The organism is Xanthobacter dioxanivorans, from assembly GCF_016807805.1.
Lineage (GTDB): Bacteria > Pseudomonadota > Alphaproteobacteria > Rhizobiales > Xanthobacteraceae > Xanthobacter > Xanthobacter dioxanivorans.
Genome location: NZ_CP063362.1, coordinates 3,773,627 through 3,789,106, shown reverse-complemented (window position 1 = coordinate 3,789,106; position 15,480 = coordinate 3,773,627). Strand labels below are relative to the sequence as shown.

Here is a 15,480-nt window from a genome sequence, read left to right as displayed (position 1 = left end):
AGAGGGGCTTCCCCACTTTGCCTCCCCTCTCCCCTTGCGGGAGAGGGGTTGGGGGTGAGGGGTTTCGCGCAGCGCTTGATAGATCGCTTCCAGAACGGACTCCGTCCCCAAGAGGATGTCGTTGTTCCAGAACCGCAGAACACGGAAACCATTGGCCGCGAAATACGCATCGCGCACCGCGTCCCGCGCGGATTCCGCGTGCTGGCCGCCGTCCGCTTCCACCACCAGCCGGTGCTGGAAGCTCAGGAAATCCGCAACATAGGGGCCGACCGGAACTTGGCGGCGAAACTTCGATCCCTCCAGTCGACGATCGCGCAGCATCCGCCACAGCTTCTGCTCGGCATCCGTCATGCTCTCGCGCAAGGCCCTTGCGCGGGAGGATTTCGCGGCGCTCCGCCCCTCAGTGCCGGGGGACGGCATCGTTGTCCCCCAGCTTCTTCTTCATGGCGGTGTTGCCGAGCCAGGTGTCGGCGAGCGGCACCATGTTGCGGCGGTGGGCCTCGTAGCCGCGCTTCTGGAAGAAGCCGAGCGCCGTGTCGCTGGCGTCCACCGTCACCGCCTTGGCGCCCCGGCCCTTCGCCAGCGCCTCCGCCGCATCGCACAGCGCGCGGGCGACGCCGGCGCCGGCGGCGTCCGGGTGCACGTAGAGCAGGTCGATGTGGGTATTGTCCTTGAGCGCGACGAAGCCCGCCGGCGCGCCGTCCTTCAGCGCCACCAAAGTGAGCTGGCCGGCGAGGCGCGCGGCGAAGGCGGCCTCGTCGTCGGCCGCGGCGGCCCAGGCCTCCTGCTGCTCCTCGTCATAGTCCTCGCCGGTGAGATCCAGGATGGAGGCGCGGAACAGGGCCGCCAGCACCGGCGCGTCGGCGGGCAGATAGGGCCGCAGGGACAGGCGCGCGCTCATCGCGACACCTCCCAGGTGGTGGTCCCGTCCTTGTTGTCCATCAGCACGATGCCCTGCGCCGCCAGTTCCTCGCGGATCTGGTCGGCGCGCTTGAAGTCCCTGGCCTTGCGGGCGGCGAGGCGCTCGGCGATGAGGCCGGCGATGACGCCCTCGTCCAGAGCCTTGGCCTCCTTGCCCCGCGCGCGCCACCCGGTTTCGGTGTCGGCGAGAAGCCCGAGCAGGTTGGCCGCGCCCTTGAACCGCCGGCGCAGGGCGAACGAGGTGTCCTCGTGCTCGGCCACCTCGGCGAGGTGGTGCAGGTGGGTGATGGCGGACGGCGTGTTGAGGTCGTCGGCGAGGCGCTCGGCGATTTCGCTCTCGAACGGATTGTCGTCCCCCGCCTCGGCCTCCGCCTCGCCGATGACGCGGTACCACTTGTCCAGCGTCTTGGCGGCGAAGCCCAGGCCCTGGCGGGTCCAGTTGATGGGCTGGCGGTAGTGGGTGGAGAGCATGGCGAGGCGCAGCACCTCGCCCGGCCACTCCTCCAAGAGCTCGCGGATGGTGACGAAGTTGCCGAGGGACTTCGACATCTTCTCGCCTTCCAGCATCAGGAAGCCGTTGTGCATCCACATCTGCGCCATCACCCCGGAATGGAAGGCGCAGCGCGACTGGGCGATCTCGTTCTCGTGGTGGGGAAACACCAGGTCGATGCCGCCGCCATGGATGTCGAAGGTCTCGCCCAGGTGCTTCCACGACATGGCCGAGCACTCGATGTGCCAGCCGGGCCGGCCGGGGGTCCCGATGCCGCAGGGGGAAGGCCAGCCGGGCACGCCCGGATCGCTCGGCTTCCACAGCACGAAGTCCATGGCGTCGCGCTTGTAGGGGGCCACGTCCACGCGGGCGCCGGCGATCATCTCGTCCAGCGGGCGGCGGGAGAGGCGGCCATAGTCGGGCATGGACGGCACGTTGAACAATACGTGTTCCTCGGCCACATAGGCGTTGCCGGAGGCCACGAGGCGCTCGATGAGCGTCTTCATCTCCTCGATGTGCTCGGTGGCGCGCGGCTCGACGCTGGGCGGCAGGCAGTTCAGCGCCGCCGTGTCCTCGCGGAACCAGCGGTAGGTCTCCTCCGTGAGGTCGCGGATGGAGATGGAGCGCTCGGCGGCGCGGGCGTTGATCTTGTCGTCCACGTCCGTGATGTTGCGGACGTACTTCACATGGTCCGCCCCGTACAGCCGGCGCAGCAGGCGGAACAGCACGTCGAAGACGATGACCGGGCGCGCATTGCCGATATGGGCATGGTCGTAGACCGTCGGCCCGCACACATACATGCGCACGCGCGCCGGATCGAGCGGGCGCAGCGTGTCCTTCGACCGGGTCAAGGTGTTGTAGAGCCTGAGCTCCATGGATCGTTCCCCCGAACTCTTAACCGAAGGGGGATCGCGTTGCCCCGCCCCGCAAGGCGGAACGGCGCGAGCCCCTGGCGCGCAATGCGCCGTGCCGGTCCACCGGCCGGGGCGTCCAGGTCCTTAAGATTTAAGGGTGCAGCAAGGGACGGCCGCGGCCAGCTTTTCGGCTAACCGCAAATAATCGCCGCGAAGGCGCGGATGATGGCATTTCGACCGTTCATGGCGCGGGACAATGGTTCGGGCGGGCGCGGGCGTCAAGAGCTTTCGCACGGCCGCGGGCGGACGCCGCGCGCTTCACCGGCGGCGAGCCGGGAGGCACGGCATGCCCTCCCCGCCCCCGGCCGGCGGCCGCCGGCCCGCTCCTGAAAGTGTTATCGGGCCGCGCTTGACCGGTGCCGGCCGGCGCGGCTATCCCGGAGGCGAAGGCGCGCCAGCGGCACCCGGGCGGCTCATCCCGCGCGGTCCGTCCCCTCCGTCCCCGGCATCCTGCAGCGTCCTGCGGATGCCGTCCTTCGGGACGGCGCAGGTCCTGCGCCTTCGTCCGAGAGGCCGTTCGTTCCCCATGCAGATCATTCAAGCGCTGGTTTTCGCGGCCGTGGCGGGCCTGTCGCTCGCTGTCCCCGCCGCGGCCGAAACCCGCATCTTCATCATCGACAATTCCGACGGATACGGCATCGACGCCTGCCTGTCGTCGGGCGCGCCCTGCGGCGAGAAGGCGGCCGCCGCCTGGTGCCGCTCGCATGATTACGACCACGCCATCGATTTCGGCCGCGTGGCGGAAACCCCGCTCACCTCGACCCGCGCCGGCGCGGCCGAGGCCGCCTGCACCGGCCCCCTGTGCGCGGAAGCCGTGGCCATCACTTGCACGCGGTGAGGCGCACGCCAGGACCGCGCGCCAGGGCCGCGCGCCGGGACGGCGCTCACCGCAGGAAATCGGCGCATTTCGGCACGTCCGCGCCGCCGCCCCACGGCATGATGGGCACGGTGGAGGTGGAATTCTTCGGGCTGCCGTCGATCAGCTTGTCGGAATAGACGAGATAGACCAGCACGTTGCGCTTGGTATCGCAGCCGCGCACGATTTGCATCTTCTTGAAGAAGAAGGACCGGCTCTCGCGGAACACCACGTCGCCCTGGTCGAACTTGCCCTTGAACGAGATGGGACCCACCTGCCGGCAGGCGAGCGAGATGTCCGAGACCTCCTCGGCGAGGCCGACCATGCCCTTCACGCCGCCCTTCTCCGGCGTCGTGTAGTGGCAGGCGACGCCGTCCACCACCGGATCATCGATGCCGTAGACGGCGAGCTTGTCGTCGGGGGTCAGGAACTTCCAGACGGTGGACTTCTTGAAGATGAGGTTCGGCTCCTGCGCCGAGGCGCCCCCGCGCCGAGCACCGGCAGCAACAGCGCCAGCGCGGCGAGAAGGTGGATGACCGCGCGCGGCCGGACGAACACAGGCTTCATGGGACCCCCCTGATTGGCTTCCTCCATATAAGCGGCGCACGGCGGGACGGAAGGGCGGGCGGGGCCGCGCCGCGCCGCCTTGCCCCGGCAGGCCGGCGGGCCGGGCGCCAGCCGGCGATTGACGCGCGGCGCGCGCCATGACACCCCTTCGCCCCATCGCCCGGTTTGGAAAAATACCTCCGACAAAAAAAGGCCCAAGGAGCAAGACATGGACATCAGGCGCCGGCACTTCATTGGCGCATCCGCGGGTGCGCTCGCCACGGGGGCCCTTGCCGCACCGGCGGTGGCGCAGACGCAGCCGGAGGTGAAGTGGCGCCTCACCTCCTCCTTCCCGCGCGCGCTCGACACCATCTTCGGCACCGCGCAGATCTTCGCGCAGTACGTGTCCGAGGCCACCGACGGCCGCTTCCAGATCCAGACCTTCCAGGCCGGCGAGCTGGTGCCGGGGCTGCAGGCGCTCGATGCGGTGTCCAAGGGCTCGGTGGAGTGCGCGCAGACAGCCACCTATTTCTACACCGGCAAGGACCCGGCGCTGGCCTTCGGCACCGGCGTGCCGTTCGGCTTCAATTCGCGCCAGCAGCACTCCTGGTGGTTCTTCGGCGGCGGGGCGGAGATCATCAACGGCGTGCTGGCCAAGTATAATGTCACCTCCATGCCCATGGGCAATTCGGGGTGCCAGATGGGCGGCTTCTTCCGCAAGGAGCTGAACGGCGTCGAGGACCTCAAGGGGCTGAAGTTCCGCATCGGCGGCATCGGCGGGCAGGTGCTGGCCAAGCTCGGCGTGGTGCCCCAGCAGATCGCCCCCGGTGACGTGTATCCGGCGCTGGAGCGCGGCTCCATCGACGCGGCGGAGTTCGTCGGCCCCTATGACGACGAGAAGCTCGGCCTCGTGAAGGTGGCGAAATACTATTACTATCCGGGCTGGTGGGAAGGCGGCGCCATGCTCCACCTGGTGGTCAACAACGACCAGTGGAACGCCCTGCCCAAACACTACCAGGCCATCGTGCGCAACGCCGCCGAGGCCGCCAACAACTGGATGCTGGCGAAATACGATTCGGTGAACCCGCCCGCCCTGCGCCGGCTGGTGCAGCAGGGGGTGGAACTGCGCCCCTTCCCCGCCTCGATCATGGAGGCCGGGCACAAGGCGTCGTTCGAGCTCTACAACGAGCTCGCCGCCACCAACCCGGCGTTCAAGCAGGCGCTGGATTCCATGAACGCCATCCGCGGCGAGCAGCTGGTGTGGTGGCGGATCGCGGAATACGCCTTCGACGACTTCAACATCCGATCGCGCGGCAAGATCTGACGCGCGATCCGATGCCGGGCGGGTTTCGCTCAGGCGCCGCGCGGGCTTGCGCCGCGCGGGCTTGAGCGGGGGCCGATGCGGCGCGCGGCCGGCCGGCGGGACGGGACGAAGCCACAGTTTCGTCACCATTGGCCGGCCCTGTCGGGCTATAGAGGGACAAACGGCGACGCCGAGGGCGGCCGGGGGCGTTTTCGAGCGAGCGAGAAGGTAGGAATGGGTCTTTCGCGACGGATGGGCGTCACAGGCCGCAAGCTGGCGCTCGCGGCCCTCGTGGCCGCGACCGGCATCAGCGCGGTCACCCAGGCATGGGCGCAGGGGGCCAGCTGCGCCCAGCTCGAAGGCGCGCTCGCGTCCCTCGATCGCGGCGGCAACGCGGCGGCCCAGCAGGCGCAGGCGGCGAAGATGCGCTCCGACCTCGACCGCCTCAGCGCGCAGGCCCGTGGCATGGGCTGTGACGCGCCGCGCGGCTTCCTCATCTTCCAGGGGCCCCCGCGCCCGCCGGAATGCGACCAGATCAGCGACCAGATCTCCCGCCTGCGCTCCTCGCTCGCGGGCATCGAGCGCGGTGGCACGGACCAGAGCGGCCAGCGCCGGGCGCTCATCGTCGCCCTCGCCCAGAACAATTGCGGGCCGCAATACACCGCCGCCGTCCAGGCCGCCCGGCGATCCGAGCCGCAGCGGCCGAAGAACTTCTTCGAGGCCATCTTCGGCGCCCCCCAGAACGACGTCGAGGAAAGCGCGCCGGACATCGACCTCGCCCCCTGGAGCAGGCGAAGCCGTCCTATTCGCGCACGGTCTGCGTGCGCACCTGCGACGGCTATTTCTTCCCCATGGCCAGCGGCACCAATTCCAGCCGGGCGGCGCAGGACGACCAGCTGTGCAAGCGGCTGTGCCCGGGCTCGGAAGCGCAGCTGTTCACCTATGGCGGCGACATCAAGTCGGCGGTGAGCATCTCCGGGCAGTCCTACATGTCGCTGCCCAATGCCCTGCGCTACCGCAAGGAGCTGGTGCCCTCCTGCACCTGCAAGCCGGCGGGCCAGTCGTGGGCGCAGGCCCTCGCCGGCGTCGAGGACGAGACCACCCTGAAGAAGGGCGACATCCTGGTGACCGAGGAGCAGGCGCGGGAGATGTCGCAGCCCAAGTTCAACGATCCCGGCAAGGGCAAGGCGCAGGCGCCCAAGGGCCCCACGGCGGCCGAGGCCGCGGGCGGCCCCGTCGCCGCCACGGCCGATGCCCCGCTCGCCCCCGAGTCGGAGCAGCCGGGGCAGCGGCAGGTGCGCATCGTCCCCATGCCCCGCTCGCAGGCCCGGCAGAGCGCCGCCCCGCAGAACACCCCCCAGGGCGCAGGCCAAGGCACGGGCCAGTAAGGCACGGGACGGCTCCCGGGCCGCTCCGGCTGGGCCGGCGCGGCCCCGCGCCCTGCCGCGTCCTCCGACCGGCTACGCCGTCCCGCCCGGAAGTCGCCCGGCGACGCGCGCGCGTCCCATCAGCGGCAGCAGCGCCGCCAGTTCCGGACCGGTGTCGCGGCCGGTGAGGGCGCGGCGCAGCGGATGGAACAGCGCCTTGCCCGAGCGCCCGCTCGCCGCCTTCACCGCGCCGATCCAGGCGGCATAGGTGGTCCCGTCCCACGGCTCCGCCGGCAGCGCCGCCGCCGCGACGGCGAGGAAGTCGCGGTCCGCGTCCGCCACCAGCCCCGCGCGGGGGTCGCCACCGTCTCCCACCAGTCGGCCGCATCGGCGAAGCGGGACAGGTTGCCCCGAACCGCGCTCCAGAAGGCGTCCCCGCCGCCGATGCCGAGGGCGGCAAGGCGCGGCGCGGCGGCGGCGTGGGGCATCATGTGCAGGGTGCGGGCGGTGAGGGCCGAAAGCTCCTCCGGATCGAAGCGCGCCGGCGCCCGGGAGATGGCGGAGAGCTCGACCTTCGCCGCGAGGGCCTCCAGGTCCGCCACCGCCTCCACCGCATGGGACGTGCCCACCAGCACCGCCGCCGCCGCCACGGCGAGGGCCTCCTGCCCGTCCGCGCGCAAGGCGGCGAGGGAGAGATGCCCGAGCCGCTTGGACAGCCCCTCGCCGCTCGGCAGGGTGATGAGATTGTGGTGGGCGAAGCGCGGCACGGCGCCGCCCAGCGCCTCGAAAAGCTCGATCTGCACCGCGGTATTGGTGACATGGTCCTCGCCGCGGATGACGTCCGTCACCCCGAGGGCGATGTCGTCCACCACCGAGGGCAGCGTGTAGAGGTAGGAGCCGTCGGCCCGCACGAGGACCGGGTCGGAGAGGTTCGCCGTGTCCACCTGCTGCGGGCCGCGCACGCCGTCCTCCCAGGCGACGGTGCGCTGGGCGAGGCGGAAGCGCCAGTGCGGCGCCCGGCCGTCCGCCTCCAGCCGCGCCCGGTCGGCCTCGGCGAGGGCGAGGGCGGCGCGGTCATACACCGGCGGCAGGCCCCGCGCGCGCTGGAGCCGGCGCTTCAGCTCCAGCTCCTCCTCGGTCTCGTAGGCGGGATAAAGGCGGCCCGCCGCCTTCAGGCGCTCGGCCGCCGCGGCATAGTCGGCGACGCGGTCGGACTGGCGGACGACGAGGTCGGGCGCGATGCCGAGCCATGCGAGATCGGCGCGGATGGCATCGGCATATTCCGCCTTCGAGCGGACCACGTCGGTGTCGTCGAAGCGCAGGATGAAGGTGCCGCCGCCGCGCCGGGCGAGCAGCGCATTGAGCAAGGCGGTGCGGGCATTGCCCACATGCAGGAGCCCCGTGGGCGAGGGGGCGAAGCGAAAGACCGGACGAGACATGCGCCAGCCCATAGCCCGGCGCGGCCCGTCCGTCGATGGGCTCGGCGGCGCCGTGGCCTGAAAGGAAGGAGCCCGGCCTTGCGGGCCGGGCTCCGGTTCGTCAGCGCGGCGGGCAGTCCGGCCCGTTGCAGTTCTGGCGGCCGCCCTGCGGGCGCTGCTGCTGTTGCTGCTGCTGGCGCTGTTGCTGCTGTTGCTGGCGCTGCTGCTGGAACTGCTGCTGTTGCTGCTGGCGCTGCTGCTGCAGCTGTTGCTGTTGCTGCTGGCGTTGCTGCATCTGCTGCTGGCGCTGCTGGACCTGCTCCTGCTGGCGTTGCTGACGCTGCTGGACCTGTTCCTGCTGGCGCTGCTGCTGCTGCTGACGCTGCTGCTGCATCTGCTGCTGTTGCTGCTGACGCTGCTGCTGGATCTGCTGCTGCTGTTGCTGCTGACGCTGCTGACGCTCCTGGATCTGCTGCTGCTGACGCTGCTGCTGATCCTGCTGACGCTGCTGGAACTGCTGCTGGCGTTGCTGCAGCTGCTGCTGGCGCTGCTGCAACTGCTGTTGCTGCCGCTCCTGCGGGGTCAGCCGTCCAGGCTGCTGGCCAGGCTGGCCAGGAATCGAGCCGGGCAGGCCGGGACGACCGGGACCACCAGGCCCACCCGGAGTGCCAGGACCGCCAGGACCACCGGGCTGGCCGGGAGGCAGGCCGGGTTGGCCGGGACGACCGGGACCGCCCGGACCACCGGGAGTGCCGGGACCCCCAGGACCACCGGGCTGACCGGGAGGCAGGCCGGGCTGGCCGGGACGACCGGGACCGCCAGGGCCGCCCGGACCACCGGGAGTGCCGGGACCACCAGGACCGCCGGGCTGACCGGGAGGCAGGCCGGGTTGGCCGGGACGACCGGGACCGCCCGGACCACCCGGACCACCGGGAGTGCCAGGACCACCAGGACCGCCGGGCTGACCGGGAGGCATGCCGGGCTGGCCGGGACGACCGGGACCGCCAGGGCCGCCCGGACCACCGGGAGTGCCGGGACCACCAGGACCGCCGGGACCACCCGGGCCACCAGGATAGCCGGGACCACCCGGACCACCGGGGGTGCCGGGTCCGCCGGGATAGCCGGGACCACCCGGTCCGCCGGGGCCACCCGGACGACCGGGACCGCCCGGATAGCCGGGACCACCGGGGCCGCCGGGGTAACCCGGCCCGCCGGGACGGTTCCAGCCCGGAGGGGGCGGCGGCGGCGCGGGCGGCGGCGGACGCATGCCGGGAGGCGGCATGTAGCCGGAGCGCCACCAGCCGGGCTGACGCGGCCCGGGAGGCGGCGGACCCCAGCCGGGACGCGGGCGGGGATTATAGCCCTCCCACCGGTACCGATCGGCGTACCAGGGCTGGTTCACATAATACGGCCGGCCCACATAATACTGGTTCCAGTACTGGGACGCGGCAAAGGCGACCACCGGCACGCCGATGGCGGCCACGCCCCAGTCGGGAAGCACCGCGGTGCGGCCTTCCTGCTCGAAGCCGAGATATTCGCTGTAGACCCAGCCCCGGTAGTCCATCCAGCTGACGTCGCACCAGGATTCATCCTGGAGGCAGCCCTGGATATCGACCGGGGAGCCCTCGGGAATCACGCCGAGGCTCGGGAATTCGGTGTCCGGGCCGGTCCGGATATTCACGTTGGCGGTGGAGTAGGCCGGCGCCGCCTGCGCGGACACAATCCCTGCCATCGCCAGGCCGGCGACCCAGCCAGCCAGTCTGAGCACCCTCATGGATCACTCCCATTCGACTCGGAGAGAGTCGACGTTGTTACTCTAGCGCCGCGCTCATGGCGTTTCATGTGCCAAGGCGCGACGTTTCCTGAGCGGCAGCACGGCCGAATTGCGTCAGGAAATGGTAAACGGAACAATGCCGCGGACGTTCCCGTCGATGCGAATTTCCCGGTCGAGGGGCGGGAAGGCCCGCAGGTCGCAATCCCGGCGCGGGCAGATGCGGCAGGAGACGCCGAGCCGCGCCACCGGCGCCGCCTTGAGATCCAGCCCGTCCGCATAGACGATGTCGTGGGCGAAGGAGACCTCGCAGCCGAGCCCGAAGGCGAAGGCGCGGGAGGGCTGGCCGTGGCGCAGGCTGGGCGTGGAGACCGCGCGGGCGAGGCAGATGTAGCGCGCCCCGTCGGGCATCTCGCCCACCTGCACCAGAGTGCGGCCCGCCATCTCGAACGCCTCGTGCACGTTCCAGGCGGCGCAGGCGCCGCCATGGCGGGCGAACTGGAAGCGGGTCGCCGAATGGCGCTTGGTGATGTTGCCGGCCCGGTCCACCTTGGCGAAGTAGAAGGGCACCCCCTTCGCCCCCGGCCGCTGCAGGGTGGAGAGGCGATGGCACACCTGCTCCAGGCTCGCCCCGGTCTCCAGCACCAGCCGGTCGAGGTCGTGCCGCAGCGTCCGCGCCAGCTCCAGGAAGCGGCGATAGGGCAGCATCAGTGCCCCGGCGAAATAATTGTGCAGGGCGAGGCGGCAGATCTCCGCCGCCGTCTGGCTGCGGAAGGCGCCCGAGGCCACCGTCTCCTGCACCAGGTCGGCGTGCTCCAGCTGGGCGATGGTGGCGGCGATGCGGAAGGCGCGCGTGGGCGCCGTCAGCACGCCGGACAGCACGAGCCGCCGCGCCCGCGGATCGAAGCGGGAGAGGGGGGCCTCGGGGTCGGGCCGGTCCACCTCCACCTGCACGCCGTGCCGGCGGGAGAGATGCGCGGCGAAGGCCGCGGCGGGGTCCGCCCCGTCCAGCACGCCGAGCGCAAGGGCGGCATTTTCCGCTGCGCGATCAAGGCCATCCACGTAATTGTCAATGTAATGGAAGAAGTCGCGCACCTCCTCGTAGGGGATCAGCTTGGCATCGTCCCCGCCCGGCGCGACGCCGGCGGCGAGCATGTCATCGAGGGAGGCGCGCCACTCCGCCGTCCGCTGGAGCGCCACATGCATGCGCAGGAACGCATGGGCGAAGACGGGCGAGAGGTTGGCCACCGCCTTCACGTCCTGCAACCCCAGGTCCAGGTCGCGGAAGAACGGGTCGGCGGCCACCTCCCGCAGGTCCGCCACCAGGCGGTCGAGATCCTCCGCCCCGAACGAGGTGATGTCCACCGCGAAGGTGCGGGAAATGGCGATGAGGACGGAGGCGGTGAGCGGACGCTGGTTGCTCTCGATCTGGTTGATGTAGGACGGCGAGACGGCGAGGCGCTGGGCCAGCTCGCTCTGCTTCAGCCCCAGCTTCTCGCGCAGCCGCCGCACCGCGTGGCCGGCATACACCTTCTGGCGCATGGCGCCCTCCCCCCAGCCATGGTTCGCGATTGTGAAGAATTCACAAATTACAATACGGAACTTTTACATATTCAAATGTCGCACGCCACCTGCTAGCGAACAAGCCGGCTCAAGTCCGGTCAGGGCCGGGAGGCAGGCGCGGAGGAAGGTGCGTTCGGCGCCCTTTCCTTCGCGCCGCCCGCCGCTACACTCTAGTTTACAATTCCATCCCAGAGAGGGGCGCTCGGCATGAAGGACATCCTCGAAGAGCTCGAGAGCCGGCGCGGCATCGCGCGCCTCGGCGGCGGCGTCCGCCGCATCGAGGCGCAGCACGCGCGCGGCAAGCTCACGGCCCGCGAGCGCATCGAGCTGCTCCTGGACCGCGGCTCCTTCGAGGAATATGACACCTTCGTCCAGCACCGCTGCGTGGACTTCGGCATGGCCGACCAGAAGGTCCCCGGCGACGGCGTGGTGACCGGGTGGGGCACCGTGAACGGCCGCAAGGTCTTCGTCTTCGCCAAGGACTTCACCGTGTTCGGCGGCTCCCTCTCCGAGGAGCACGCGCGCAAGATCACCAAGATCCAGGACATGGCGCTGAAGACCCGGGCGCCGATCATCGGCCTGTTCGACGCCGGCGGCGCGCGCATCCAGGAAGGTGTGGCGGCGCTCGGTGGTTACGGCGAAGTCTTCAAGCGGAATGTCATCGCCTCGGGGGTCATTCCGCAGATCTCGCTGATCATGGGGCCATGCGCCGGCGGCGACGTCTACTCCCCGGCCATGACCGATTTCATCTTCATGGTGCGCGACACGTCCTACATGTTCGTCACCGGCCCGGAGGTGGTGAAGACCGTCACCAACGAGACCGTCACTTCCGAGGAGCTGGGCGGCGCCAAGGTGCACACCTCCAAGTCCTCGGTGGCCGACGGCGCCTATGAGAACGACGTGGAGATGCTGCTGCAGACCCGGCGGCTCATCGACTTCCTGCCGGCCAACAACCTGGAGGGCTCGCCCGAGTGGCCCTCCTTCGACGATCCCGCGCGCATCGACGAGAGCCTCGACACCCTCATCCCGGACAACCCGAACAAGCCCTACGACATCAAGGAGCTGATCCTCAAGGTCGTGGACGAGGGCGACTTCTTCGAGATCCAGGCCGCCTATGCCCGCAACATGGTCACCGGCTTCGGCCGCATCGAGGGGCGCACGGTGGGCTTCGTCGCCAACCAGCCCATGGTGCTGGCCGGCGTGCTCGACAGCGACGCCTCCCGCAAGGCGGCCCGCTTCGTGCGCTTCTGCGACGCCTTCGAGATTCCGATCGTGACCTTCGTGGACGTGCCCGGCTTCCTGCCCGGCACCGCCCAGGAATATGGCGGCCTCATCAAGCACGGCGCCAAGCTGCTGTTCGCCTATTCGCAGGCCACCGTGCCGCTGGTCACCGTCATCACCCGCAAGGCCTTCGGCGGCGCCTATGACGTGATGGCCTCCAAGCACGTGGGCGCCGACGTGAACTATGCCTGGCCCACCGCGCAGATCGCGGTGATGGGCGCCAAGGGGGCGGTGGAGATCATCTTCCGCGCCGACATGGGCGACCCGGAGAAGATCGCCGCCCAGACCAAGAATTACGAGGAACGCTTCCTCTCGCCCTTCGTGGCGGCCGAGCGCGGCTATGTGGACGAGGTGATCATGCCCCACTCCACCCGCCGGCGCCTTGCCCGCGCGCTCGCCATGCTGCGCACCAAGAAGCTGGAGCAGCCCGCGCGCAAGCACGACAACATGCCGGTGTGACCGGCTTCCAAGCGGCACCGACGCTCCCCCTCTCCCCTAGCGGGAGAGGGTTGGGGTGAGGGGTGTGGCGCCGATGGACCCGGCGCCGGGCAGACCCCTCACCCGCCTTCGCTTCGCTCCGGCCCCCTCTCCCGCAAGGGGAAGGGGTAACGGGCCACACCGCACCTATCTCCGCGCCGATGGCGCCCAAGGAACCCGCACCATGTTCACGAAGATCCTGATCGCGAACCGGGGTGAGATCGCCTGCCGCGTCATCAAGACGGCGCGCAAGATGGGCATCAAGACCGTCGCCGTCTATTCCGATGCCGACAAGGACGCCCTCCATGTGGAGATGGCCGACGAGGCGGTGCATATCGGCCCGCCCCAGGCGGCCCAGTCCTACCTGATCGCCGAGAAGATCGTGGAGGCCTGCAAGCTCACGGGCGCCGAGGCGGTGCATCCCGGCTACGGCTTCCTGTCCGAGCGCGCCTCCTTCCCCGCGCTGCTGGCCGAGCATGGCATCGTCTTCATCGGTCCCAACCCCCATGCCATCGAGGCCATGGGCGACAAGATCGAGTCCAAGAAGGCGGCCGCCGCGGCCAAGGTCTCCACCGTGCCCGGCTATCTCGGCGTGCTGGAGAACGGCACCGAGGCGGCGAAGATCGCGGACGAGATCGGCTATCCGGTGATGATCAAGGCCTCCGCCGGCGGCGGCGGCAAGGGCATGCGCATCGCCTATTCCCGCGACGAGGTGCAGGACGGCTTCGACCGCGCCAAGTCCGAGGCCAAGTCCTCCTTCGGCGACGACCGCGTGTTCGTGGAGAAGTTCATCGTCGACCCGCGCCACATCGAGATCCAGGTGCTGGGCGACAAGCACGGCAACGTGGTTTATCTGGGCGAGCGCGAATGCTCCATCCAGCGCCGCAACCAGAAGGTGGTGGAGGAAGCCCCCTCGCCGCTCCTGGACGAGGCGACCCGCAAGAAGATGGGCGAGCAGGCCGTGGCCCTCGCCAAGGCGGTGGGCTACGACAGCGCCGGCACGGTGGAATTCGTCGCCGGCCAGGACAAGAGCTTCTACTTCCTGGAGATGAACACCCGCCTGCAGGTGGAGCATCCGGTCACCGAGCTGATCACCGGCATCGACCTCGTCGAGCAGATGATCCGGGTGGCGGCGGGCGAGCCCCTCACCTTCACCCAGGAGGATGTGAAGCTCACCGGCTGGGCGGTGGAAAGCCGCATCTATGCGGAAGATCCCTACCGCAACTTCCTGCCCTCCACCGGCCGCCTGGTGCGCTACCGCCCGCCGGCCGAGGGCAAGGACGGCCCCATCACCGTGCGCAACGACACCGGCGTGTATGAAGGCGGGGAAATCTCCATCTTCTACGATCCCATGATCGCCAAGCTCGTCACCCACGCGCCCACCCGCGCCATGGCCATCGAGGCCCAGGCGGATGCGCTCGACGCCTTCGCCATCGACGGCATCGGCCACAACATCCCGTTCCTCTCGGCGCTCATGTCCCATCCGCGCTGGCAGGAGGGCAAGCTCTCCACCGGCTTCATCGCCGAGGAATATCCCGACGGCTTCCACGCCCGCGCGCCGGAAGGCGAGCTGGTGCACACCCTCTCCGCCGTCGCGGCGGTGATCGACAACATCCAGAACGCCCGCAAGCGCAAGATCTCCGGCCAGGTCTCCGGCGTGCCGGTGACCTTCGAGAAGCGCCGGGTGGTGCATCTGTCCGGCGGCCACGACACCATCGTCACCTCCTGCGAGGTGGAGCCGGTGGATGGCGGCTACAAGGTGCAGGTCTTCGGCGCCGACGGCACGGCGGGCCACACCCACCTTTTGCGCTCCGCCTGGAAGCCGGGGGAGCCGGTGTGGGCGGGCACCATCGACGCCGACCAGGTGGCGGTGCAGGTGCGCCCCATCCCCAACGGCGCGGCGCTGGCCCATCGCGGCATCGCCACCCAGGCGCGGGTGTTCACCGAGCGCGAGGCGGAACTCGCCGCCCTCATGCCGAAGAAGGAAGCGGCCGGCGGCGGCAAGGAGCTGCTCTGCCCCATGCCGGGCCTCGTGGTCTCCATCGCCGTGGTGCCCGGCCAGGAAGTGAAGAACGGCGAGATCCTCGCCATCGTGGAAGCCATGAAGATGGAGAACGTGCTGCGCGCCGAGCGCGACGGCATGATCAAGGCGGTCCACGCCAAGGCCGGCGACAGCCTCGCCGTGGATGCGGTGATCCTGGAATTCGCGTGATGCGTGCGGCGCGGCATCTCTTCACGACGCTCCTCCCCTCTCCCCTCGAAGTCGGCTGTTGCCGACTTCGACGTTCACGAAACGAACTCGGCAACAGCCGAGTTCGTCCGGGAGAGGGGCCGGGGGTGAGGGAGCTGCCGTGCCGCGTTCCAAATGCAGGGTCAAACGGCTCCATACCCCTCACCCCCGCCCTCTCCCGCAAGGGGAGAGGGGGTACGGACGGTTTGGTGGGGAACCGTCTGCTCTCCTTTCGCTTGCGCTCCAGTCGGCCTGGGCGCGAGGGTGGCCTCGCGCGCCGTCATGTGAAAATGTCCGGCACACCCGCCCCCTCCCCGTCCCTCCCGCATCTGCGGGAGCGGGC

The 15,480-nt window shown here is 70.0% G+C and carries 10 protein-coding genes and 4 pseudogenes; 6 read left to right on the top strand and 8 right to left on the bottom strand.

Annotated features, from left to right (window positions below):
• Positions 1 to 129: 129 nt before the first annotated feature.
• The 3 genes and pseudogenes from EZH22_RS32925 to cysS form a co-directional block, all read right to left on the bottom strand.
• Positions 130 to 321 (bottom strand): annotated as a pseudogene (locus EZH22_RS32925) (endonuclease domain-containing protein); the annotation flags it as partial.
• Between the two features lie 79 nt (positions 322 to 400).
• Positions 401 to 901: a GNAT family N-acetyltransferase gene (locus tag EZH22_RS17645; protein ID WP_203191820.1), complete on the bottom strand. Its 501-nt coding sequence runs from the start codon at positions 899 to 901 to the stop codon at positions 401 to 403.
• On the bottom strand, positions 898 to 2,286 hold the full coding sequence (gene cysS, locus EZH22_RS17640; RefSeq protein WP_203191819.1) for a cysteine--tRNA ligase: 1,389 nt from the start codon (positions 2,284 to 2,286) through the stop codon (positions 898 to 900). Before cysS ends, EZH22_RS17645 begins: the two co-directional genes overlap by 4 nt.
• A gap of 565 nt (positions 2,287 to 2,851) precedes the next feature.
• On the opposite strand from cysS, the gene EZH22_RS17635 reads away from it, so the two are divergent.
• Positions 2,852 to 3,163, top strand: a complete 312-nt coding sequence (locus EZH22_RS17635) for a hypothetical protein (protein ID WP_203191818.1) — start codon at positions 2,852 to 2,854, stop codon at positions 3,161 to 3,163.
• Between the two features lie 46 nt (positions 3,164 to 3,209).
• Here the strand turns inward: EZH22_RS17635 and EZH22_RS17630 are convergent.
• Positions 3,210 to 3,659, bottom strand: a pseudogene (locus EZH22_RS17630) (CreA family protein); the annotation flags it as partial.
• Between the two features lie 303 nt (positions 3,660 to 3,962).
• On the opposite strand from EZH22_RS17630, the gene EZH22_RS17625 reads away from it, so the two are divergent.
• From EZH22_RS17625 to EZH22_RS31910, 3 genes are all read left to right on the top strand, one after another.
• The gene (locus tag EZH22_RS17625) at positions 3,963 to 5,051 is read left to right on the top strand and encodes a TRAP transporter substrate-binding protein (protein ID WP_203196609.1); all 1,089 of its coding nucleotides are present in this window, start codon (positions 3,963 to 3,965) and stop codon (positions 5,049 to 5,051) included.
• Between the two features lie 213 nt (positions 5,052 to 5,264).
• A complete protein-coding gene (locus EZH22_RS31915; RefSeq protein WP_231711023.1) occupies positions 5,265 to 5,999 on the top strand; it encodes a hypothetical protein in 735 nt (244 codons plus the stop codon).
• On the top strand, positions 5,882 to 6,418 hold the full coding sequence (locus tag EZH22_RS31910; protein ID WP_231711022.1) for a DUF2865 domain-containing protein: 537 nt from the start codon (positions 5,882 to 5,884) through the stop codon (positions 6,416 to 6,418). The genes EZH22_RS31915 and EZH22_RS31910 overlap by 118 nt, the downstream gene beginning before the upstream one ends.
• A gap of 72 nt (positions 6,419 to 6,490) precedes the next feature.
• On the opposite strand, the pseudogene EZH22_RS17615 reads toward EZH22_RS31910, so the two are convergent.
• The 4 genes and pseudogenes from EZH22_RS17615 to EZH22_RS17595 form a co-directional block, all read right to left on the bottom strand.
• Positions 6,491 to 7,836: pseudogene (locus tag EZH22_RS17615) on the bottom strand (glutamate--tRNA ligase).
• A 100-nt stretch (positions 7,837 to 7,936) separates the two neighbouring features.
• On the bottom strand, positions 7,937 to 8,371 hold the full coding sequence (locus EZH22_RS17610) for a hypothetical protein (protein ID WP_203196836.1): 435 nt from the start codon (positions 8,369 to 8,371) through the stop codon (positions 7,937 to 7,939).
• 1,032 nt (positions 8,372 to 9,403) lie between these two features.
• Positions 9,404 to 9,547 (bottom strand): annotated as a pseudogene (locus tag EZH22_RS32920) (SH3 domain-containing protein); the annotation flags it as partial.
• Between the two features lie 156 nt (positions 9,548 to 9,703).
• Positions 9,704 to 11,128 carry a helix-turn-helix domain-containing protein gene (locus tag EZH22_RS17595; protein ID WP_203191816.1) on the bottom strand — a complete coding sequence of 475 codons (1,425 nt, stop codon included), beginning with the start codon at positions 11,126 to 11,128 and terminating at the stop codon, positions 9,704 to 9,706.
• 228 nt (positions 11,129 to 11,356) lie between these two features.
• On the opposite strand from EZH22_RS17595, the gene EZH22_RS17590 reads away from it, so the two are divergent.
• Both EZH22_RS17590 and EZH22_RS17585 read left to right on the top strand, forming a co-directional pair.
• Positions 11,357 to 12,889: an acyl-CoA carboxylase subunit beta gene (locus tag EZH22_RS17590; RefSeq protein ID WP_203191815.1), complete on the top strand. Its 1,533-nt coding sequence runs from the start codon at positions 11,357 to 11,359 to the stop codon at positions 12,887 to 12,889.
• Positions 12,890 to 13,091: 202 nt separating this feature from the next.
• Positions 13,092 to 15,119 (top strand): acetyl-CoA carboxylase biotin carboxylase subunit, encoded by a 2,028-nt coding sequence (locus EZH22_RS17585; protein ID WP_203191814.1) that lies wholly within the window; start codon positions 13,092 to 13,094, stop codon positions 15,117 to 15,119.
• The last annotated feature ends 361 nt before the right edge of the window (positions 15,120 to 15,480 follow it).